Origin of the sequence: Acinetobacter sp. GG2 (genome assembly GCF_000292385.1) — a bacterium.
Taxonomy (GTDB): domain Bacteria; phylum Pseudomonadota; class Gammaproteobacteria; order Pseudomonadales; family Moraxellaceae; genus Acinetobacter; species Acinetobacter seifertii.
Genome location: NZ_ALOW01000024.1, coordinates 1 through 21601, shown reverse-complemented (window position 1 = coordinate 21601; position 21601 = coordinate 1). Strand labels below are relative to the sequence as shown.

At 38.9% G+C, this 21601-nt stretch carries 19 protein-coding genes and 2 pseudogenes; 9 read left to right on the top strand and 12 right to left on the bottom strand.

The features are described 5' to 3' along the window. Nucleotides 1-200: 200 nt before the first annotated feature. The 5 genes from parC to B554_RS0103425 form a co-directional block, all read right to left on the bottom strand. Nucleotides 201-2420, bottom strand: coding sequence for a DNA topoisomerase IV subunit A (gene parC / locus B554_RS0103445; RefSeq protein ID WP_019456989.1), 2220 nt, complete (start codon nt 2418-2420; stop codon nt 201-203). 152 nt (nt 2421-2572) lie between these two features. Beyond that, nucleotides 2573-3892 (bottom strand): MFS transporter, encoded by a 1320-nt coding sequence (locus B554_RS0103440; protein WP_019456988.1) that lies wholly within the window; start codon nt 3890-3892, stop codon nt 2573-2575. Nucleotides 3893-3974: 82 nt separating this feature from the next. Further along, nucleotides 3975-4619, bottom strand: a complete 645-nt coding sequence (locus tag B554_RS0103435; protein ID WP_004699296.1) for a trimeric intracellular cation channel family protein — start codon at nt 4617-4619, stop codon at nt 3975-3977. A 45-nt stretch (nt 4620-4664) separates the two neighbouring features. After that, nucleotides 4665-5132, bottom strand: coding sequence for a YchJ family protein (locus B554_RS0103430; RefSeq protein WP_019456987.1), 468 nt, complete (start codon nt 5130-5132; stop codon nt 4665-4667). A gap of 221 nt (nt 5133-5353) precedes the next feature. Further along, entirely contained in the window at nt 5354-6946 is a 1593-nt protein-coding gene (locus B554_RS0103425; RefSeq protein ID WP_019456986.1) for a TerC family protein, read from the bottom strand. Nucleotides 6947-7272: 326 nt separating this feature from the next. On the opposite strand from B554_RS0103425, the gene B554_RS0103420 reads away from it, so the two are divergent. The 4 genes from B554_RS0103420 to dinB all read left to right on the top strand — a co-directional run bounded on the left by B554_RS0103420 (nt 7273) and on the right by dinB (nt 11349). Next, nucleotides 7273-7896, top strand: coding sequence for a TIGR00730 family Rossman fold protein (locus B554_RS0103420; protein WP_004699303.1), 624 nt, complete (start codon nt 7273-7275; stop codon nt 7894-7896). 168 nt (nt 7897-8064) lie between these two features. Continuing rightward, complete coding sequence (mdtD, locus tag B554_RS0103415) at nt 8065-9456, top strand: multidrug transporter subunit MdtD (RefSeq protein WP_019456985.1); 1392 nt, start codon at nt 8065-8067, stop codon at nt 9454-9456. Between the two features lie 77 nt (nt 9457-9533). Continuing rightward, nucleotides 9534-10292 carry a GH25 family lysozyme gene (locus B554_RS0103410; RefSeq protein ID WP_019456984.1) on the top strand — a complete coding sequence of 253 codons (759 nt, stop codon included), beginning with the start codon at nt 9534-9536 and terminating at the stop codon, nt 10290-10292. Between the two features lies 1 nt (nt 10293). After that, nucleotides 10294-11349: a DNA polymerase IV gene (dinB, locus tag B554_RS0103405; protein WP_019456983.1), complete on the top strand. Its 1056-nt coding sequence runs from the start codon at nt 10294-10296 to the stop codon at nt 11347-11349. A 58-nt stretch (nt 11350-11407) separates the two neighbouring features. On the opposite strand, the pseudogene B554_RS19075 reads toward dinB, so the two are convergent. Further along, nucleotides 11408-11470, bottom strand: a pseudogene (locus tag B554_RS19075) (hypothetical protein); the annotation flags it as partial. Between the two features lie 191 nt (nt 11471-11661). On the opposite strand from B554_RS19075, the gene B554_RS0103400 reads away from it, so the two are divergent. Further along, nucleotides 11662-12015 (top strand): RidA family protein, encoded by a 354-nt coding sequence (locus tag B554_RS0103400; RefSeq protein ID WP_004699313.1) that lies wholly within the window; start codon nt 11662-11664, stop codon nt 12013-12015. Between the two features lie 146 nt (nt 12016-12161). Here the strand turns inward: B554_RS0103400 and B554_RS0103395 are convergent, their stop codons facing one another. The 4 genes from B554_RS0103395 to B554_RS0103380 all read right to left on the bottom strand — a co-directional run bounded on the left by B554_RS0103395 (nt 12162) and on the right by B554_RS0103380 (nt 17383). Next, nucleotides 12162-12662, bottom strand: a complete 501-nt coding sequence (locus B554_RS0103395; protein ID WP_004699315.1) for a DUF2726 domain-containing protein — start codon at nt 12660-12662, stop codon at nt 12162-12164. 315 nt (nt 12663-12977) lie between these two features. Next, nucleotides 12978-15356: a YgiQ family radical SAM protein gene (locus B554_RS0103390; RefSeq protein ID WP_019456982.1), complete on the bottom strand. Its 2379-nt coding sequence runs from the start codon at nt 15354-15356 to the stop codon at nt 12978-12980. Between the two features lie 216 nt (nt 15357-15572). Continuing rightward, a complete protein-coding gene (locus B554_RS0103385; protein WP_019456981.1) occupies nt 15573-16832 on the bottom strand; it encodes an esterase-like activity of phytase family protein in 1260 nt (419 codons plus the stop codon). Nucleotides 16833-16978: 146 nt separating this feature from the next. Further along, on the bottom strand, nt 16979-17383 hold the full coding sequence (locus B554_RS0103380) for a helix-turn-helix domain-containing protein (RefSeq protein WP_019456980.1): 405 nt from the start codon (nt 17381-17383) through the stop codon (nt 16979-16981). A gap of 81 nt (nt 17384-17464) precedes the next feature. Here B554_RS0103380 and B554_RS0103375 point away from each other — a divergent pair, with 81 nt between their 5' ends. The 4 genes and pseudogenes from B554_RS0103375 to B554_RS0103360 all read left to right on the top strand — a co-directional run bounded on the left by B554_RS0103375 (nt 17465) and on the right by B554_RS0103360 (nt 19652). Continuing rightward, nucleotides 17465-17950: a DUF2938 domain-containing protein gene (locus B554_RS0103375; protein WP_019456979.1), complete on the top strand. Its 486-nt coding sequence runs from the start codon at nt 17465-17467 to the stop codon at nt 17948-17950. A gap of 18 nt (nt 17951-17968) precedes the next feature. Next, complete coding sequence (locus tag B554_RS0103370; RefSeq protein ID WP_019456978.1) at nt 17969-18535, top strand: flavodoxin family protein; 567 nt, start codon at nt 17969-17971, stop codon at nt 18533-18535. A 4-nt stretch (nt 18536-18539) separates the two neighbouring features. Beyond that, nucleotides 18540-18751 (top strand): annotated as a pseudogene (locus B554_RS0103365) (DUF2798 domain-containing protein). Nucleotides 18752-19043: 292 nt separating this feature from the next. Continuing rightward, nucleotides 19044-19652: a lytic transglycosylase domain-containing protein gene (locus B554_RS0103360; RefSeq protein ID WP_081400286.1), complete on the top strand. Its 609-nt coding sequence runs from the start codon at nt 19044-19046 to the stop codon at nt 19650-19652. 52 nt (nt 19653-19704) lie between these two features. Here the strand turns inward: B554_RS0103360 and cysK are convergent, their stop codons facing one another. Both cysK and B554_RS0103350 read right to left on the bottom strand, forming a co-directional pair. Continuing rightward, nucleotides 19705-20703 (bottom strand): cysteine synthase A, encoded by a 999-nt coding sequence (cysK, locus tag B554_RS0103355; protein WP_019456976.1) that lies wholly within the window; start codon nt 20701-20703, stop codon nt 19705-19707. Between the two features lie 149 nt (nt 20704-20852). Beyond that, nucleotides 20853-21395 carry a GNAT family N-acetyltransferase gene (locus B554_RS0103350; protein ID WP_019456975.1) on the bottom strand — a complete coding sequence of 181 codons (543 nt, stop codon included), beginning with the start codon at nt 21393-21395 and terminating at the stop codon, nt 20853-20855. Nucleotides 21396-21601: the final 206 nt, after the last annotated feature.

Below are 21601 nucleotides of genomic sequence, written 5' to 3'. Positions count from 1 at the left end.
ATTGGCACATTCATGACACTTTCGAACAAGATTATGAGACAGAAGTTTTGACAATTTGTCCCTGTCAAATTTTTTGCATGGAGTACAAATTACGTACTCCAAATTGCTGCCCTTTTAATCATTATTCAATACCAACAAGTTCAGTTCACTGCTTGAACTTGTTGCCATATATAGCGTATTTATGTTGCCAGACGCTAGCTTTATCTCTGAATCAACAGTTTATTTGCTTTTTGATATCCACGTGGTAAGAGCTGACCTTTCGAAGCACGTTTACCCATGTATTTTTGTAGATCATCACCTTTTAATTTCAGATGTTGTTGACCTGCAACCACCTGAATTATTTCATCTAGGTTCAAGGTTGTCATGGATAAAATCTGCTCTTTCGCTTCAAGTTGTATCAACTTATTACCTTTACCTTTATTTAAATTTGGTAATTCTGCCAAATCTAAAATTAACAAACGCCCTGCTGAGCTGAGCACAGCCAAATGTGTCATGTTTTGTGCAGAGATAAGCGGTAAAGCTTTTGCCTTATCAGGCACTGTTAAGAATGTCTTACCAGCTTTGGCATTTGTATCTAACTGTTTAACTTGAGTTTTAAAACCATAACCCGCTGAACTTGCAGCAATTAGTTCAGATTCATCATCATCTAAATAAGCCTGAATAAACGCTACCCCACTTGCTGGAGAGAGTTTCGAACTTAATGGATCACCTAAGCCTCTGGCTGAAGGTAAACTACTAATTGGTAAGGCATAACTACGCCCTGTTTCATCAAGGAAGTAAACTCGTTGATTGGTTTTACCTACTGCATGGCTTAAATATTGATCCCCTGCACGATAGTTTAGGTTTTCAGCATCAACATCTGCTCCTTTTGCTGCACGAACCCAACCCGCTTCTGATAAAACGACTGTTACCGCTTCAGCTGGCATTAAATCTTGTTCTTTAATTTGAACAGCTTCGGCACGTGCAACAATTGGAGAACGACGTTCGTCACCAAACTTTTTCGCGTCTTCTTTTAGTTCGCCAATAATCAGATTTTTCAAAGACTCAGGATTTTCCAATTGTTCACGAATAATTGCAGCTTTTGCAGCGAGCTCATCTTGTTCGTGACGGATTTCCATCTCTTCAAGCTTTGCCAAATGGCGTAATTTCAGCTCTAAAATCGCTTCTGCTTGTATTTCATCAATATTGAAATGTTCCATCAATACTGGCTTAGGCTGATCTTCTTCACGAATAATACGAATAACAGTATCAATATCAAGATAAGCAATTAACAAACCCGCCAAAATATGCAGGCGCTTTTCAATACGATTTAAATGATATTGCAAACGGCGAGTTACCGTTTTTTTACGGATTTCGATCCATTCAAGCAAGATACGGCGAATCGATTTAACTTGAGGACGACCATCTTCACCAATCATGTTCAAATTGACACGATAGCTTGACTCTAAATCGGTGGTCGCAAATAAATGGCTCATCACTGCTTCCGCATCAATACGGTTAGAACGCAGCACAATCACCAGTCGTGTTGGGTTTTCATGATCAGACTCATCACGTATATCTACCACCAATGGTAGCTTTTTAGCCTGCATCTGATCGGCAATTTGAGTAATCACTTTAGAGCCAGATACTTGATATGGTAACTCTGTAATCACTATTTCATGCTTTTCAACGGTATAAACCGCACGCATGCGATAACTACCACGACCAGTTGTCTGGATTTTAAGCAACTCTTCTGGCGGAGTAATAATTTCAGCTTTGGTTGGTAAGTCTGGAGCTGGAATATATTCAGCTAATTTTTCATCTGAAGTTTGTGGGTTACGAATTAAGGCAATCGTTCCTTTAATCACTTCACGTAAATTATGCGGTGGAATATCGGTTGCCATACCTACAGCAATACCAGTTGTACCATTGAGTAGAATATTAGGAATACGCGCTGGCAATGTAATCGGTTCTTTTAATGAACCATCAAAGTTATCTTGCCATTCAGTTGTGCCCTGACCTAACTCATTTAACAACAACTCACTATAAGCCGAAAGTTTGGCTTCTGTATAACGCATTGCAGCAAATGACTTAGGATCATCTGGTGCTCCCCAGTTACCTTGACCTTCGATTAAGGGATAACGATAACTGAAAGGCTGAGCCATTAATACCATGGCTTCATAACAAGCTGAGTCACCATGTGGATGATACTTACCAAGTACATCACCCACTGTACGCGCTGATTTTTTAGGCTTACCACTATTTTTTAAGCCTAGTTCGCTCATGGCATAGACAATACGGCGCTGTACAGGCTTTAAGCCATCACTGATATGCGGCAATGCACGGTCCATAATGACGTACATGGCATAATTCAAGTAAGCCTGTTCAGTAAATTCGGCTACAGAGCGGTTTTCTGTCGCATGATGCGCAAGGCTGGTCATAGTCAGCTTATCTTCCAAATCAGTCGTTATTTTAAGTGTGTATTATGCTAAGTGGGCTATGTTACAGACACAAGAGGGACTCTGTCACCTGAGCGTCAAATTATGTCTTATCTCTCTATATTTTTAGTTACTTGCTATAAAGTTAGGCAAAACTATAGCCCGATCGACTCTAGTCTTTTCCCTTGAGTCTCTTCACCTAATATCAAAATAACCAAGGCTACAGCAAGTAAAACAACAGTAAACATCATAAAAACGTGATTAAACCCGTTTTTAGCGACCATCATATGAGTCACGACGATTGGCGCTACAATGCCACCAATACGCCCCATTGCCGATGCCCAACCCGAACCAAAGGCACGAATGTTGGCCGGATATTGTTCTGGTGTATAGGTATATAACACTCCCCATGCACCCAAATTAAAGAATGACATCAGACAACCCCAAAACATAATGCTATTTACGCTGTCGGCTTGTCCAAAGAAATATGCAGATAAGGCACAAAAACCGATAAATGCCGCGAGTGTAATTTTTCGACCTAAGCGTTCAACAAACCAAGCAGCCGCTAAGTAGCCCGGTAGCTGCGCCAAAATCATAAGCAATACATATTCAAATGATTTAACAACATCGTAGCCTTGTTTCACCAATAGACTTGGTAACCAGGTAAAGATCCCATAATAGGAATACACAATTCCAAACCAGATCAGCCAGAGCATTAAACTTCTACGAGCAAATTGACCACTCCAGAGCTGTTTAAATGAAACTTTTTGTCGCATCGCCACAGGTACGACTTCAATATGGTGAACTATTTGCACGCATGCTTCGGCTTCTAGTTTTTGTACCAGTGCATGCGCTTCCTCAATACGACCACGGTTAATCAGGTAAGGTATCGACTCAGGGATTTTTTTCCAAATCACTAAAATATAAAGAAGTGGTAGGCCGCCCATAAGAAAGGCAATATGCCAGCCAAATTTAGGAATAATAAAATAAGAAATGAGCGCTGCAACCAGCCACCCTAGCCCCCAAAAACTTTCAAGCAGAACAATAAATCGGCCACGAACATGAGCAGGAACATATTCACTGACCAGTGTGACTGCTACAGGTAACTGACCACCTAGTCCAAGACCAACAATAAACCGAAAAATTAATAGCCACTTTAGATCAGGAGCAAAAGCACATAAAGCTGTAGCAATACTATAAATGGCCATCGTAATCGCAAATACCGTTTTACGGCCAAAACGATCTGCTAAGGCACCAGAACAAACTGCACCGATAGCCATGCCCACAAAGCCGATACTCACAATCCAACCGCTTTCAGCTGGTGTTAATGACCAGTCTTTAACAAGGGTTGTCATAATAAAAGCAATAATGCCGGTATCCATCGCATCAAACATCCATCCCAACCCTACTACCCATAAAAGCGTGTAGTGAAATTTGCCGATTGGGAGATTTTGTATACGTGAAACCAGATCCATAGGATTAACTCTACTGGAAAGATTAAGTGAGCAAGACCATATATAGAATTGTTATATCATGCCCACATCAAGTTCTGAATGATTAATGTTCGTCGGTAGAAGAGGCCGACTCTGCATCATCATCTTTATAAATAAATTTTGGCATTTCCAAACCAAAATAAATGGCAATCAAACGTAAAGTAAAGCCGAAAATTAGGGTCGAAATAACAGTTAACTCTAGACTTAATCCTATATCCTGACAGACCCAATAACAGATCACTGCCACAAAAGAAATACTCGCGTAGAGTTCACGGCGGAAAACAAATGGCACATCGTTACACAAAATATCACGTAAAATACCACCCGAAACCCCAGTCAAAACACCTGCTACGGCTGAAACGACAAAGCCATGCCCCATTTGTAAGGCAATCTGACAACCAATAATGGTAAAGCCAATCAAACCTAAAGCATCAAGTACCAAGAAAATGTTATGTAAATGGCGCATCCATTTAGCAATAATGATGGTAACAAAGGCAGCACAACACGTTAAAACTAAATATTCAGGATGCTTCACCCACGTTAAAGGATAGTGCCCAAGTAATACATCACGTACAGAACCACCACCCAAGGCCGTTACACAGGCAATCAGTACGACACCGAACCAGTCCATACTCCGTCGCCCAGCAGACAATGCTCCAGTCATGGCTTCGGCAGTAATCGCAATAATATAAATAACGGTGAGTAACATTGCCCTTTCCTTCAGGCCAAACGGTGGGCGTATTTTAAGATAAACTTATAGGAATTGTGCACAGCATTGTTTAAATTTTTTTCCTGAACCGCAGATACAAGGCTGTTTCATAGTGACTTGCATATCGACCGTTGGATCAAGGAAAAACCATTGCTGCTGGTGATACACAAAATGTGAAACTTCATGGTGGATTTGAGCACTTTTTCCATCATGATAATGAGCTTTGAACTCCACCTGTGCATGAGTCTTATCCAATTTTTCTTTGGCTTGGATGACTTCCAAACTCAACCATTGATTTTGTTTACTCCAATCTGCAATAGCTTCTTTATCAAGAGCAGATTGCTGTCCTAGTGCTGTGGTTTGAACAATATAATCAATTTGTTGTAATGCAAAAGCACTATAACGGGAACGCATAAGCTGCTCCGCAGTCAGGGCTTTTGCTGTGCCTAAATGTAAAGGCTCACAACATTCTGCATAACTGCCCTTTCCACATGGACAAATTTGTTCTGTCATTAAGTTTCTCAGAAAAAAGATTTACCAAATTTTGGCTAGATGGACGGCGACATGGATGTCGCCTGTTGGTCAGGGGTTACACGGATGTACCCTCTGACCAACAAAGATTTTTGTTACTTTTCATCTTTGAAAAGTAAGGAGGTTTGCCTAATCAAACTTAATCGAGTCTAAATCACCTTATGAGGCTGTATGGCAAAATAACTCTTTAATTGTATTAAAAATTAATCTTTTGATTCATCTTGTTCGATAGAAACAATATGAACTTTCTCGATCTTGTGGCCTTCCATAGTTACAACTTCAAAGCGATAACCATCCGCTTCCACAGTTTCACCATTTTCAGGTAAACGACCTAAATGGAATAACAAATAACCCGATAAAGTAGAATATTGTTCACTTTCATCTACCAAGTCACGACCAAGTAAAAGAGATACGTGGCGAATATCGGTTGAACCTTCAAGTATTAAAGAACCATCTTCTAAGCTTTCAGCTGCTGCATCTAGTTCGTCTTCATCAGGGAACTCACCTGCAATAGCTTCTAAAATATCAATTGGTGTCGCAATACCTTCGATTGAACCATATTCATTTAGAACAATGGCCATTTGTAAAGGAGCCTGACGTAATTGCTCCATCACCATAAGCACTTGAGCATTTTCATGCACAATAACTGGTTCACGTAAGTGCTTTTGGAAATCGACAACACCCGTTTCAATAAAGTTATTTAGAACTTTATGCGTAAGCGCGATACCTTCAATATTATCAAGTTCACCACGAGCAACAATTAAACGTGAATGTGTCATCGACATTAAACGTTCTTTCAAAACTTCTGGTTCGTCGTCTAAATCAATCCATTCAAGTTCAGGTCGTGGAGTCATCACCGACTTTACTGGACGTTCAGATAATCCAAGTACACCTTGTACAAGTACACTGTGGTAAACACCATTTTCTTCGTCAAAAACTTCATCGGCAAAAGCTTGTGTAGCCAATACATCTTCGTTATCAACCGTTTGGGCATCGGAAGTAGAACTGCTATTTTTACTGCCTAACATGCGTAAAACTGCAGATGCTGTGCGATAACGTAAATCTGTAGTAGTGACTAGCTTTTCTTGATTACGGCGCATGGTTTGGTTGATCATTTCGACTAAAATCGAGAAACCAATCGCAGCATATAAGTAACCCTTCGGAATATGGAAACCAAAACCTTCCACCACCAAAGAGAAACCAATCATCATTAAGAAGCCAAGACACAGAATAACGACTGTTGGGTGCTTATTTACAAAGTCCATGAGTGGTCTCGAAGCCCACAACATGATACCCACAGCAATCACAACAGCAACCATCATGATTGACAGCTCTTTCACCATACCCACCGCAGTAATTACGCTGTCTAATGAGAATACGGCATCAAGCACAACAATCTGGACAATAACCATCCAGAACGCGGCATGGACTGGATTATCTTCTTTATGAAGCTGTTTACCTTCCATTCGCTCATGCAATTCCATGGTGCCTTTAAATAACAAGAACACACCACCGAATAATAAAATCAAATCACGACCAGAGAATGGATGATCAAAAATATGGAAAAGCGGTTGGGTGAGTGTCACAACCCAAGCAATTGAAGCCAAGAGGACAAGACGCATTCCCAAAGCGAGTATTAAACCCACTATACGTGCCTTAGTACGTTGTTCTGGCGGTAATTTTTCAGCCAAAATAGCAATAAAGACGAGGTTATCGATCCCTAGTACGATTTCAAGAACAATTAATGTAGCTAAGCCTACCCAAGCAGACGGATCAGACATCCATTCAAAGATCATTGATCCTGCTCCTGTGCTGGGTGGATTTTATCTTTATTGGGCAACGCAACAGGCGTACCTAGACAAAGGGGGAATAATGTTTTTTTAGGACAAGAAATTAAAACGGAGCGACTACAACCACTACCCATATTTGTTCATATGTTGTTAAACGAATTTTCAGTATAGGCAAGATTTAACATAAATTCATCATTTTTATTTGATCATTATATGTATTCACCAAACCCATACAAAACATGGGTCTTTCCTATAAAACTGCTTATAAAGTTGTCATATTTTTTGCTTAGTGTAGACAAGAAATATGAACGTGATAAGGTGAAAATAAAGCAATGAATAGCGTATTAACAATGGCAGTAAACGATTCACCAATAACATCTGTAAAAACAACACAACCTCTTATTGCATTATATTGTGGCTCACGAGCAGGAAATAAGCCGATTTATCGAGAAAAGGCAATTGAATTAGCCAGCGGAATAGCTGAACAAGGTTTTGGTTTAGTCTACGGCGGTGCCAGCATTGGTTTAATGGGCCAAGTTGCAGAAAGTGTGCTTGCACATGGTGGAGAAGCTGTAGGAGTCATTCCTGAATTTATGCTTGATTATGAAGTCGCACATGCAGGACTAACCGAATTGCATGTGGTCGAAACCATGCATGAGCGTAAGGCCATGATGGCAGAGCGTGCAAGTGCATTTATTGCATTACCTGGCGGTTTAGGAACATTCGAAGAAATTTTGGAAATTGCGACTTGGGGCCAACTCAATCAGCACCAAAAACCCATGATTTTATATAACGTAAATGGTTTTTATAATCCATTAATTGCCCAGCTAGATCATGCGGTGCAAGAAGGTTTCCTTCCCCTTCAACACCGAGCAAAATTAATTGTATGTGAAGAAATCGATCAAATTTACAACGTCATCCGAAACTTAAAAATGCCAAAGAGATTTGTTGTGTAAACTCTCCTATCTCAATAAAAAAGCGGTTCTTCCGCTTTTTTTGTTTTCACTATTTTCACCGTTGCCTTCAAGAGCAATTAGATTTAGTAAAGGGGTACTCAACATTGTCTTACTTTTTTTACTTTCAATTTGTTTTAAACTAGACCAAAACGTTAACTTTCAAATGTTATGAATGCCACGCCGACTCACCAAGCCTTGCAACCTGAATATCGCTTACTCGTACTTTTGGTGTCTATTGGCTTTTTTATGCAGGCATTAGATACCACAATTGTAAATACTGCTATTCCTGCAATGGCACACCATTTAAATGAAGACCCATTACGTATGCATAGCGTGGTGGTGGCTTATGTTTTGTCGGTTGCTGCCTGCATTCCTTTAAGTGGATGGTTAGCCGATCGGTTTGGCGTTAGAAATACATTTTTATCAGCAATTATTATTTTTACTTTAGCGTCTTTGGGGTGTGGGCTGTCTCAAAATCTGAATGAACTTTTATTTTTCCGTGTCATTCAGGGTGTGGGAGGAGCACTATTACTCCCCGTTGGTCGTTTATCACTTTTAAAAATTATTCCCCGAACTCAATTCCTAGCTGCTATGAGCCTCATGAGTCTGGCAGGTTTACTTGGCCCTCTCGCAGGTCCAACATTAGGGGGCTGGTTAGTTGAAGTGGCAACATGGCACTGGATTTTTCTTATTAATATTCCAATGGGTGTACTCGGTATATTAATGACATTAAAGGTCATGCCAAATGTAAAAGAACCTACAGTTAAAACCTTTGATCTTATGGGGTTTGTGCTCTTGGTGGTTGCAATGATTGGCTGGTCTTTAGGTATTGAACATCTTGCCTCGCCTGAATATTCCAAATGGTTCAGTATTTCTTTATTAATAGTTGGAGTAATTGCAACGCTTTGGTATGCCTATCATTCCCATACTCATCAAAATGCATTATTCCGTAGTCGATTATTTAAAAATAAAATTTTCGCAATCGGAATTTTAGGTAATTTCTTCGCTCGCTTTGGTGGTAACGCTTTACCTTTCGTTATACCACTCATGTTGCAAGTGGCTTTTGGATTTGAACCATTTATTGCGGGTTTAATGATGATTCCACTAGTGCTAGGTTCACTTTTTTCTAAACCAATTGTTAGACCTATTATTCAAAAAATGGGATATCGCCGTTTTTTGTTAATTAACACCACATTAGTCGGTCTATGTATTGCGTCTTTTGCGATTATGACGGTCGACACGCCTACTTGGTTTAGGACCCTACACTTTTTCTTGTTTGGTACATTAAACTCATTACAGTTTGTTGGAATGAATACGCTGACTTTAAAAGACTTGCCTCAACAAGATGCAAGTAGTGGAAATAGTTTCCTATCAATGATTATGATGCTGTCTATGAGTATCGGTGTTGCATTGGCAGGTACACTCATTAATGTATTTACCAATTACTATGGTACAGCCCATGTAACAACAGCATTTCATGTCACTCTGGTCTGTTTAGGCTGTATTAACGTCATTACTGCGCTTATCTTTTGGCAAATTCCAAAAAATACACCTGTGTAAGCAGTTGCATTTTTAGCATGGTTTCTCTTTCGTAAATCACGCTATGATGTGAGCTTCATCTTGATACTGAGTTTTGCATGACCAAGCTGGCAAAAACCTTTTCTGCACCACGCTACAACACCGTAATCGGTATTGTTTTAGCTTGTGTCATGGGGGTTCTCACTTACTTCGGTCTGTTCTATCAACAAAAAGCAATTGCTCAAGATTATCCAGTTCAAGGCTTTGATGTTTCTCATCATCAAGAAGAGATTAACTGGAAAAAAATATCACCCCAAAAATTCCAGTTCGTCTATTTAAAAGCGACTGAAGGTGGTGATTATAAAGATCCAAAATTTCAAGAAAACTGGTTAAAAGCACGCGAACATGGATTTCATGTAGGGGCTTATCATTTTTATCGTCTATGTCGTGATGGTAAAACACAAGCTGAAAATTTTATTGCAACTGTTCCAAAAAAAATCGATGCGCTTCCACCTGTTATCGATCTCGAATATGACAGCAACTGTATTAATGCACACACCAAAGAACAATTACTTAAAGAAATAGGCATTATGCATGACCGCTTAAAACAACATTATGGCAAACAACCTATCTTTTATATCTCCAAAACTTTTTACCATATTGTGTTAATAGGAAATTTCCCTAATACCCCGCTTTGGGTTAGAGATTATGAAGGAAAACCTGAACTGAAAGACAAAAGAAAATGGCTCTTTTGGCAGCATAGTAATCAAGGTAAAATTGAAGGCATGACAAAGCCAGTAGACTTAAATGTTTATGAGGGTTCAGTCAAAGAGTGGCATCAATTTTTACAGCAACAAGGCGTCGTGAAAGCACAATAATATGCGCAAAATCATTCATATCGATATGGATGCCTTTTATGCATCGGTCGAATTGCGAGAGCGTCCTGATCTAAAGCATCTTCCTGTCGTTATCTCTTCTCATCATCCGCGCGCTGTAATTGCGGCAGCTTCTTATCCTGCCCGTGAGTTCGGTTTACGCTCTGCCATGTCTATGAGCCAAGCAAGAAAACTATGCCCTCAAGTTGTTATTATCGAACCTAATTTTGAAAAATATCGTACAGTCTCGGCTCAAATCCATTCAATCTTTCAGCAATATACTCTTCTCATTGAACCTTTATCGCTTGATGAAGCATATTTAGATGTCACTGAGAATTTAAAGCAAATCGCGAGTGCAACCGAAGTGGCTATGCATATTCGGGAAGATATTTTTAGACTAACAGGACTGACCGCCTCGGCTGGTGTAGCACCTAATAAATTTTTGGCAAAAGTCGCGTCTGACTGGAATAAACCGAATGGTTTATGTGTAATAAAACCATCTCAAGTCGCTACTTTTATTCAAGACCTTCCGCTAAAAAAGATTCCTGGCGTGGGCAAAGTTACCCAAGAAAAACTCCAACAGCTTGAATTGCACACGCTAGGTGACTTGCAAAAAATTGAAGAAGCGGTTTTAGTTCATCACTTTGGGAAATATGGGCAACAGCTTTATTTATACGCCCAAGGTATTGATAACCGCCCTGTTCAAGCTGAACGTGCTCGTCAGCAAATTTCGAAAGAAACCACATTTGATAGTGATTTAACCCTAACTCAATGCCAACCTTATTGGCATGGCTTAGCTGAAAAAGTTTGGCAAAGTTTAGAGAAAAAACAACTCCATGCTCGTGGTGTAAATATTAAACTCAAACTTAAAAATTTTCAGACTTTACAACACAGTAAAAGTTTTAAAACTCCAATCCATTCTCAACAAGATTTGATTCAAGTTTTATTCTTACTTTTAAATGAAATGCATATTCCCGAAAACTTCCAATTTCGTCTTATTGGGATTGGTGTTTATCAGTTACAGACCAAAGCTGACGACTTCCAACTTTCATTATTATAATTGATGTTTTTTTATTCAAAAGAACAAGTTTTAGACAAAAACAGTTACCTTTTGATCAAAAATTACAGTAATCTAATTAGCGCATATTCATTACCCATGTATTTGCAACATGCCAAAGCAACCTTTACTTTAGGCATATCGTCCTGTGATTGGCGTGACGACCAAATCCGAATATTACAGGGCTCTTCTGATACATGGCTTAGATTTTTTCATCACAATAATCTACTTAAATTCCTTTGTACTTGCTTGCACCAACCCTGCATCTATTCATAAAATCAAAGCTATTCAATAAATACACTTTAGAGCATTTTTATGACGGTAAAGCGTTTACACGTGACTTCACGGTACTGCGAAGTTGCGATTTCAGGTAATTTAGTCCATTTAGCAGGCCAACTCGCTGATGACACCAGTGTAGACATTACGGCACAGACTCAACAAACTTTAGACAATATTGATCGCTTACTTGCTGAAGCTGGTACAGACAAAAGCCATATTCTTTCAGTCATGATTTTTCTAAAAGATATTGAAACAGACTATGCAGCCATGAATGCTGTATGGGATGCATGGATTAGCAAAGAAAATCCACCTGCTCGTACTTGTGTGGAGTCTAAACTTTACGCACCTGACGTACTAGTAGAAATGACTGTCGTTGCGGTACTTCCATAGTTCTTATTGGTTTTAATCAATAAAAAAATGAGCAATATTTACAGTAATATTGCTCATTTTTTATAGTTCAAAAAATTCTAATATCAGTATTTTATTCATATCGTCTTTAATAAACCCTAAAATCAAAATTTTATAATGTCTACTTGTTAAGACTTCACAAAAGCATTTGAGATTCGCTCTAACTGCGGCGTGGCATGTAAAGTTGCCATCTCTGATTCAGGGGTCAATAAATCTCTTCTTAAATCATTATAATCAGGCACACTGCTGTAGCGTAGTACACGGTAACCAGCAAGTTGTAATAAACGGCGTTCATACTGCTGATGTGCACGACGTAAACCATTTTCTTCAAGCATAACCACCACAAAAACTTGGTAATTTTGATCAAGTACCACAAAGTCAGCCGTCATATTTTGATATTTTCGACGGGTGTGAGCATATTTAGTTGTTAATAAAGCATCAAATGAGACATGAGCTAATACAGTAAATTTAGGAAATACTGTTTGTAAACGAGTAAGAGTCATTTGCTCATGACTACTTAATACAGCACGGCGCTTTAAAGCACTGTCTTGTTGGTGTTTTCTTGAGAGGCTCTTCGCCGCCATAATGACAGTCAAAAAGAGTAGTAAGATCGTAATTAAATAGTACATGGGTCTAATCCTTTAAGTTTTTTATAATGATTTTGCTAGATCACGCTTTGTTTTAATTGATAACGACACAGCCGTTTTTTAAAAGGTTCACTTAGTAATTTCACTTGTAGTTATCAAGCTTGGCTTAAATTTAGCCACCCTCAACATTATTTATAATCATAGAGTCAACAACAATCAAGTGCAGCTCGTCAGATTTTGGATATTTATCATTATTCGTTACGTTTTTTGTACTTTAAATCTGCAAAAATCTCACTATACGATTTAAATAACCTCATGAAAAACAAAAAAGGCTCTGTTTAAGAGCCTTTTTTATCATTATTTGTGAGCTTTTGACTTTGCTTTACTTTTCCCACCAAACGGTCTCTTCTCACCTGTTTCACGAGGAGGCAAACCTGTATGTTGCGTTAGTACCTGACCTTTTTGTGGACGCTTCTGATTTGAATGACTACTCGTTTGCTGGTTATTTCGTTTAACCGAATCCCCTGCCGTAGACGAGTTTTTCTTACGGGCAGATTTATATTCCCCTTCAGTCCCTTTTGGCTGATAAGTCGGAATTAAATGCTGCTTTGAATTACCAATCAAATCGGCACGGCCCATTTCTTTTAAGGCTTCACGAAGTAATGGCCAGTTGTTTGGATCATGGTAACGCAAGAATGCTTTATGCAGACGACGGCGTTTCTCACCTTTTACAATATCAACTTTTTCAGTATAACGAGCGACTTTAGCAAGCGGGTTTTTGCCTGAATAATACATGGTGGTTGCAGTTGCCATTGGTGATGGATAGAACGTCTGTACCTGATCGGCACGGAAACCATTCTTTTTCAACCAAATAGCAAGGTGCATCATGTCATAATCTGAAGTACCCGGATGCGCAGCAATAAAGTAAGGAATTAGATACTGCTCTTTTCCTGCTTCTTTACTGAAACGATCAAACATTTGTTTGAAGCGATCATACGTACCAATACCCGGTTTCATCATCTTAGATAACGGGCCTTGCTCAGTATGTTCAGGAGCAATTTTTAAATAACCACCCACGTGGTGTTGCACCAGCTCTTTGACATATTCAGGGTTCAATACTGCAAGGTCATAACGTAAACCTGAACCAATCAGAATCTTCTTCACACCTTTAATTGCACGTGCTTTACGGTAAAGCTGCACTAAAGGCGCGTGATCGGTATGTAAGTTTTGACAAACGCCCGGATAAACACAAGAAGGTTTACGACAGTTCTTCTCAATTTCTGGGTCTTTACAGTGCAAACGGTACATGTTTGCTGTTGGGCCACCTAAGTCTGAAATAATGCCGGTGAAGTTTGGTGCAGTATCACGAATTTTTTCAATCTCACGTAAGATCGAATCTTCCGAACGGTTTTGAATAATACGACCTTCATGTTCTGTAATCGAACAGAATGTACAACCACCAAAACAGCCACGCATAATGTTGACTGAGAATTTGATCATATCAAATGCAGGGAAACGCGCATCACCATAAGTAGGATGTGGCAAACGTGCATATGGTAAATCAAACACATAATCCATTTCCTCAGTAGTTAGAGGAATTGGAGGTGGGTTAATCCACACATCACGCTCACCATGGCGTTGAACCAACGCACGAGCATTACCCGGATTAGTTTCAAGGTGCAAAATACGGTTTGCATGTGCATAAAGCACTTGATCATTTGCCACTTCTTCAAAAGAAGGCAAACGGATTACTGCTAACTCTCGTGGTGGTAATTTGTGTTTAATTGCTTTTGACGGTGCTGGCTTTAATTGAACGATTTGAGTATCGTCATCGAGTTTGTCGCCTTCACGTACAATCGGATTTGCAACAATCTCTTTTTGGAAATTTTGGTACTGAGCTAAAGAGTTACCCTTTTCTTTTTCAACCTCACAGCCATCAATATCTTCTGTCATGACATATGGATTAATAATTGGGTCAACACGCCCCACCGTATCTACATCATTACTCGCAACTTCGACAAACTTTGCTTTTGATGCTTTGTTATGTTTATTAATAATAAATGCCGTACCACGAACATCTGTAATCTCGTGGATTTTTTCACCTTTCGCCAAACGATGCATCACATCAATAATGGCACGCTCACCATTACCATACATGAGTAAATCAGCTTTTGAGTCCATCAAAATCGATCGACGGACTTTATCTGACCAATAATCGTAGTGTGCAATACGGCGTAAACTACCTTCAATACCACCTAATAACACTGGTACATCTGGGAAAGCTTCACGACAGCGCTGGCAATATACTGTTGCAGCACGGTCAGGACGTTTATTTGGCTCATTATTTGGAGAATATGCATCATCAGAACGGATTTTACGATCTGCCGTATAACGGTTAATCATCGAATCCATATTACCTGCGGTTACACCCCAAGCAATCGTTGGCTTACCTAAAACGCGGAAACTTTCAACATTGGTCCAATCTGGCTGCGCAATAATTCCGACACGGAAACCTTGTGCTTCAAGTACACGCCCAATCACACCCGATACAAATGATGGGTGGTCAATATAAGCATCACCACAGACTAAAATAAAGTCACAAGCATCCCAGCCGAGTTGGTCCATTTCTTCTCGTGACATCGGCAAAAATGGCGCTGGTTCAAAACACGACGCCCAATATTTGTCGTAATCAAACAGCGCTTTTGGCGCAGTTTGCATGGTATAAGCGGTAGACATGGCTTGCGAATCTCGGCTAGCAGATGAAGGAGAGACATCTAAAGATGAAAGCCGATCATTTTAACATGAATTTCATTCATTTTCCTTGTTTATAAAACATACGAAAACAATAATATAGAAATTAATTTGATTAAACTTTATCCAAAATTTTTATTCTCAGAATAAATACGACGGAATAAAATCCGCCGTAGTCTTAACATAATTTATTTATAGATATTAGAACAAAGCTTTTGGCAAACGAATTTGAATAATCTCGTTATCATCAGCCAGTTTTGCGTTGCGTCCTGTTGAACCGGGGAAGTTATTGTCATTTAGTACCGTGAGCGTTATGCCATTTTCAATAATCACATCTTCAATGGTTTCAAACGGGAAGGCAAAAACTTGTCCCGTACCAATATCCCCTGCTCTAGCTGTTCCATACAACATATTCGGGTTAGCAATTTTAATTAAATCGACTAAATCTTCACGACTTACTAGCTGACCTGACTCATTCAATTTAATACGGATTAATTTTTTATACCCACCTAAATTATTCTGAGTCGCATCACGCTCAATAATAATACCCTCTTTATCATTAAAGAGTTGGAAGTCACCAATATTGGTTGCCTTGCTGTCTAATTGAAACCAATAATATTTACCTGTATACGCTTTTTTCTTAATGTCGAATTGAGAAATCAGCAACTGTCTTTCCGTTTCCCGAATTGATTTAATTGGCTTTTCTATAAGCGGGTAAAGATACTGCCCATCTGGCGAAATCGCCATTCCTTCAAAACCACCACTTTGCTGAACTAGAGGCTCTACAAAATTAATTTGTGCTTTATTAAACTGATTTTGTGGTGAACGTAACTCTTGAGTCGGGTTTAACGGATTTGGCAGAGCAATCGGTGCATCCAATAGTACTCCATCTGCTGAAAAATGAAGTAAATAAGGCCCAAACTCATCACCAATCCAGTAAGTCCCGTCATTAGTGCGTTGCATTGACTCTGGATCAAAATCAGCGCCCGTTAATAAACGCTCAGCTGTATCACCATTGACGATATTAAATGGAATTAATTTATTCGGATCACGCAGTTGGATAAAGCTTTGTACAGTAACTTGCCCTGTACCTTTGGCTTTAGTTTTGAAATCAGGTTTTAATTTATAAATACGAAGTAAGAAGTCTGCTGAATTATCTTGTGTACCAAAGCCATTATCGGCCATTGCCATATAGCTACCATCTTCATTTTTTAATGCAGCCGAAAAACCTTGTACAGGCTGGCCTTTAAATGGAGGATAAATTCCATTTGCACCTTTTACATATGCACCAGAGTCTGGGCCAGCAGCATAGGTTTCTACAGGCAATTTGGCAAAAGAAATTAAAGTTGGTTCGGTAACGTTTTCTGTAGGTGAGGTTTGTTCTTGGTCGTTGTCATCGTTACATGCCGACAATCCTAAACTGGCGCAGCATAATAATGCGACTAAAGTTTTTTTGCTCATGATTTTATACATTTGGTAAAAAATTAAGCAAATTTAATCAAGCTTATATGAAGTTTTTGCTTCAAAAAGATGAAATCTTTATGGCGAAAATATGACAAACTCAACTGTTCAATACAAACACAAACTAAATGACTTCATCAAAAGAATTAAAGTTTCGTTGGCTGATATTCTCCAGCAATTGCTGCTTTTAAAAAGTTCTGAAAAGTTGGGCATTCCATATGATTTTCAGCAGGACATACAGCAGCATGTTGTAATCCTTGACTAATAAAATGTAATCGCTTTGCCATTTGCTCTAGTTGTTCAGCTTTATCTTTTAGTTTTTGCCGATCAAGATCAGGCTTACCATCTTGCCCAAACATGGTAGCGATCTCATTTAAAGAGAAACCTGCAGCACGGCCTAAAGCAATGAGTGCCAGTTGATCAAGCACCTGCCTACCATATTGCCGACGTAAACCTTGCCGCCCAATCGACTTAATTAGCCCCTTCTCTTCATAAAAACGTAGTGTAGCGGTTGTGACTTTTGCCTTTTTAGCAACTTCACCAATATCCATAATCACCTCTTGACTTCAAGTGAACTTGAACTTGCACAATAAATTTATCACGTTTCATACGTATAAAAGCAAGGTGTAAAAATGAATCTCTCCACAACGTTCTTTCAGGCTTTATGTCTCGGCATTGGCGCAACAATTATTATGGATATCTGGCTGTTAACATTAAAGATATTCAAAATTCCGACCTTAAACTTCGCCTTTCTCGGTCGCTGGGTCGGTTGGATATTGCACGGAAAACTCATCCATCGATCTATAGCTCAAAGCCCTCAAATTAAGGGTGAATATTTATTGGGCTGGATTGCTCATTATAGTGTTGGGCTGATCTTTGCATTTAGCTTTCTTTTCATTGTTGGCTCAACTTGGCTTAGCCATCCTCAGTTTTTCTCAGCACTTCTGTTTGGTGTAGTCACCGTTCTCATTCCTTTTTTTATTATGCAACCTGCGATGGGTAGTGGCTTTGCTTCGTCAGAAACCCCGCATCCTTTTCTGAACTGTCTAAAAAGTTTGCTGAACCATAGCGTTTTTGGCTGTGGTTTATATCTCACTGCAAAACTATTTCAAATTTAGATAAAAAGGAAACTATCCATGAAAACTGTTGCCATTATTTACTATAGTCGCCAAGGGCATACCCAATTTATCGCTCAGCAAATTCAAACTGGTATTTTGAGCCATCAAGATATTGAAGTAGATTTACTCAATGCCGAAGATCTTATCGAGAACCCAGAGACTCTTATCCAATATGATGGTTTAATTTGGGGCTCTCCTACGTATTTAGGGGGTGTATCTTCCAAGTTAAAACAACTCATGGATGCAACGGGTCCATTATGGAAAAAGCAGAACTTTAAGGGAAAGCTAGCAGCTGGATTTACCGTTTCCTCTCTTCCCGCTGGTGATAAACAATCGACACTAATTTCACTTTTTACCTTTTGTATGCAACACGGCATGTTATGGGTTGGCAACCCGATTATGCCTGAGCAACACCAAGGTGTTCCGTATACTCAAGCAACCAATCGTCTAGACTCATGGTCAGGCTTAATGGCTCAGGCTGAACATGGCAGTAATGCCGATAGGTTTGATGAAGGAGATATTAAAACTGCTCAACAATTTGGAGAAAATTTTGCATTGACCTTAAATGCTTATCAAGGAAGATAAGACCATGAAAGCACAGAAGCTTTTATTCCTCTTCATTTTATCTGGAATGATGTCTTTTATAGTTTCAGGTATTTCAACTTTTAAATTAGTGGGACTAAATCATCATTTCCTTTCATTGTGGTATCGGCTTGGATTATTGCATGGATATTAGCTTTTCCAAGTGTATTGATTTGTGCTCATATCGCCCAGAAACTAGTCGACATCGTATTTAAGTAAGTTGATCTGTAAGTTAAAACGTACAAAAATTGCGGTGATTTGCGGATATTCAGCTTTAGTATTATTTCATAATATATGAATCATAGAGAGACAGGATGTCTCATTGAAGAAGAATAAGAACGCAGGAAGCGGTAGTTGACAGGAGTTAGCTACATAAAGCTGAATACGAAGGAGCCTCGACAGGATGTCGGGGTTTTTTCATTTCAATTATACAAAATTCTTACTTTTTAGATGTGTTGAGCAACAGAACTAACATTGATCCGATAAGTACGGCTAAATACGATTATTTCATTTGAAACTTCATTATTGGTTTTGTATTTTGCTTACCTCATCTTTAACCCAAAATCGTTTTGAACCATCACAATTACACATCCTTAGTCTCAAATTTTTCATAATTTTCTTGATGATCATAATGACAGGATGTACAAGCTTAGGCCCTAATAGTGGCTCATTTACTTGGCGTTCAAATAAGCTATCATCTGGTTTACAAAAAGCTTATTCCGTTCCACCGAGTACAGCGAATCGATTGTCTCCTTTGATTATTCAAAGTGCTGACAAATATAATGTTCCTCCCCTTTTACTCGCGGCAGTTATCAGACAAGAGTCGAACTATAATAGTAATGCCCGCTCTCCGACTGGGGCTGTTGGTTTAACTCAAATTATTCCAAGCTATTGGCAACAAACTTGTGCTGGTAATTTGTATGATGAATCTACAAATATCCAATGTGGTGCTTATATTTTAAATCATTACTATCAAACCGCAGATAGCTGGTTTAAAGCCACGGCCTATTATAATGTTGGGCCTACAGGATATGAGCGAAGCTTCTGGACCCGTCACAAAGCGAAAAAATATGCTCGATCTATTAAGCACCATCAAAAAAATTTAAAAAGTGCTTTATAAATAAGCTTAAACAAAAGCCCATCAATCGATGGGCTTTTTTATGCGGTTAATTTTATTCGTCAAATAAACCTTCAAATAACACAGAAGACAGATAACGTTCCCCACTATCTGGCAGAATAACAACGATGGTTTTACCAGCATTTTCAGGACGCTCTGCAATTTTTGCAGCGGCTGCTAATGCAGCTCCACTTGAAATACCCACTAAAATACCTTCTTGAGTTGCACAGTTTCTCGCCCATTGAATTGCTTCTTCGCTAGTCACGGGTAAGACTTCATCTACAAGGTTCAAATCAAGATTCTTTGGAATAAAGTTCGCACCAATTCCCTGGATTTTATGCGGTGCAGGTGTAATGTTTTCACCATTTTTGGTTTGAGTAATAATTGGAGACTCAGCAGGTTCAACTGCTACTGAATACAAAGGTTTATTTTGAACCTGTTCAAAATAACGAGAAATACCTGTAATCGTGCCGCCAGTACCGACGCCCGCAACTAAAATATCGACTTGCCCACCTGTAGCTTGCCAAATTTCAGGACCAGTTGTGTCTACATGAATTTGTGGATTTGCTGGGTTTTCAAATTGTTGTGGCAAGAAATAAAGATCTGGCTGTTCAGTTGCTAATCGTACAGCCTCATCAACTGCACCTTTCATTCCTTTTGCGGGTTCAGTTAATACCAAATTAGCACCTAAAGCTTTTAATACTTTTCTACGCTCAAGGCTCATACTGGCAGGCATAGTTAGAGTAATTGAATAACCTTTTGCCGCAGCTACAAATGCCAATGCAATACCAGTATTACCACTAGTTGGCTCAACAATATGCATACCTTCTTTTAATACACCACGCTTTTCCGCATCTGCAATAAGTGCCGCTCCGATGCGGCATTTCACAGAAAATGCAGGGTTACGGCTTTCCACTTTTGCTAATACGGTTGCACCTGTTTTAATCAATCGGTTAATACGTACTAAAGGTGTATTACCAATGGCTTCGGCATTATTTGAATATACCGCGATACCTAAATTGTTGGGAATTGGAAATTGCTGATCGGTAGACATGTTATATCCTTATTAGATTTGGAATGATTCTGAATCATTATAGGCTTGTCTAATAAACAGGAAAGTAGAAAAAGTTAAGTAATATGAAAAAATGACAGCTACATCTATTTTAGACAGAATAAAAAAATGAATTTATTAGATCATTAGAACTACCAAACTTCACCCTCTCGCCATTCTGCGCAAATACTATCGTCCTCTGAACTGTGTGAGAGTAGATCTTTCATATGGATACTCAAAGGATATAGCATAATTTCATAGTCATCGGTTAGATAAGTAGATGTATCTTGTTTGATGTACAAATCACCCCACCAAGTAGTCCAACCTAATTTTTTATAAAACGCTTCATCTTCTGGTTGTAATGCAGTAAGTCCATATTCCAAGTCCGTTAATGCTTCAACTAAATATTTTAATAATTGTGATGCAAGCCCCTGACCTCTCATCGTGTAATCAGTGGTCACATACTCTACATAAGCTGTTTTTACATCGGAACTACCATTTATAGTAAAAGCTCTGTCCGTCCATAAGGCATGTGAGACAATTTGATTGTCCAATATACCAACGACATGAATCGCTTTTTGCATGAAAACATATTGGCTCCATGGGTCTTCATCAAAAGCAGAAAAACATAACTCAGCAATCTGATGACGTTGATTTTGATCTAGATCTTGGGCTGCGATAATTTTGAACTGCATAGATGAAAACTCAAGTTTAACTATTTATAGATTAAGCAAATATTGGAATATTATGAAATGTTTTTTTATTACAAGGCAATTTAATTGAATTAAGACACTATATCTCTGAAACAGAACAACTGTGCAAATCTGATCTGATTTTTAGGAGCTGAGTTTCCTAGAATTTTTTTATTTCCGTGCAAAAGCAACACCCCGGTTTCTTTCGA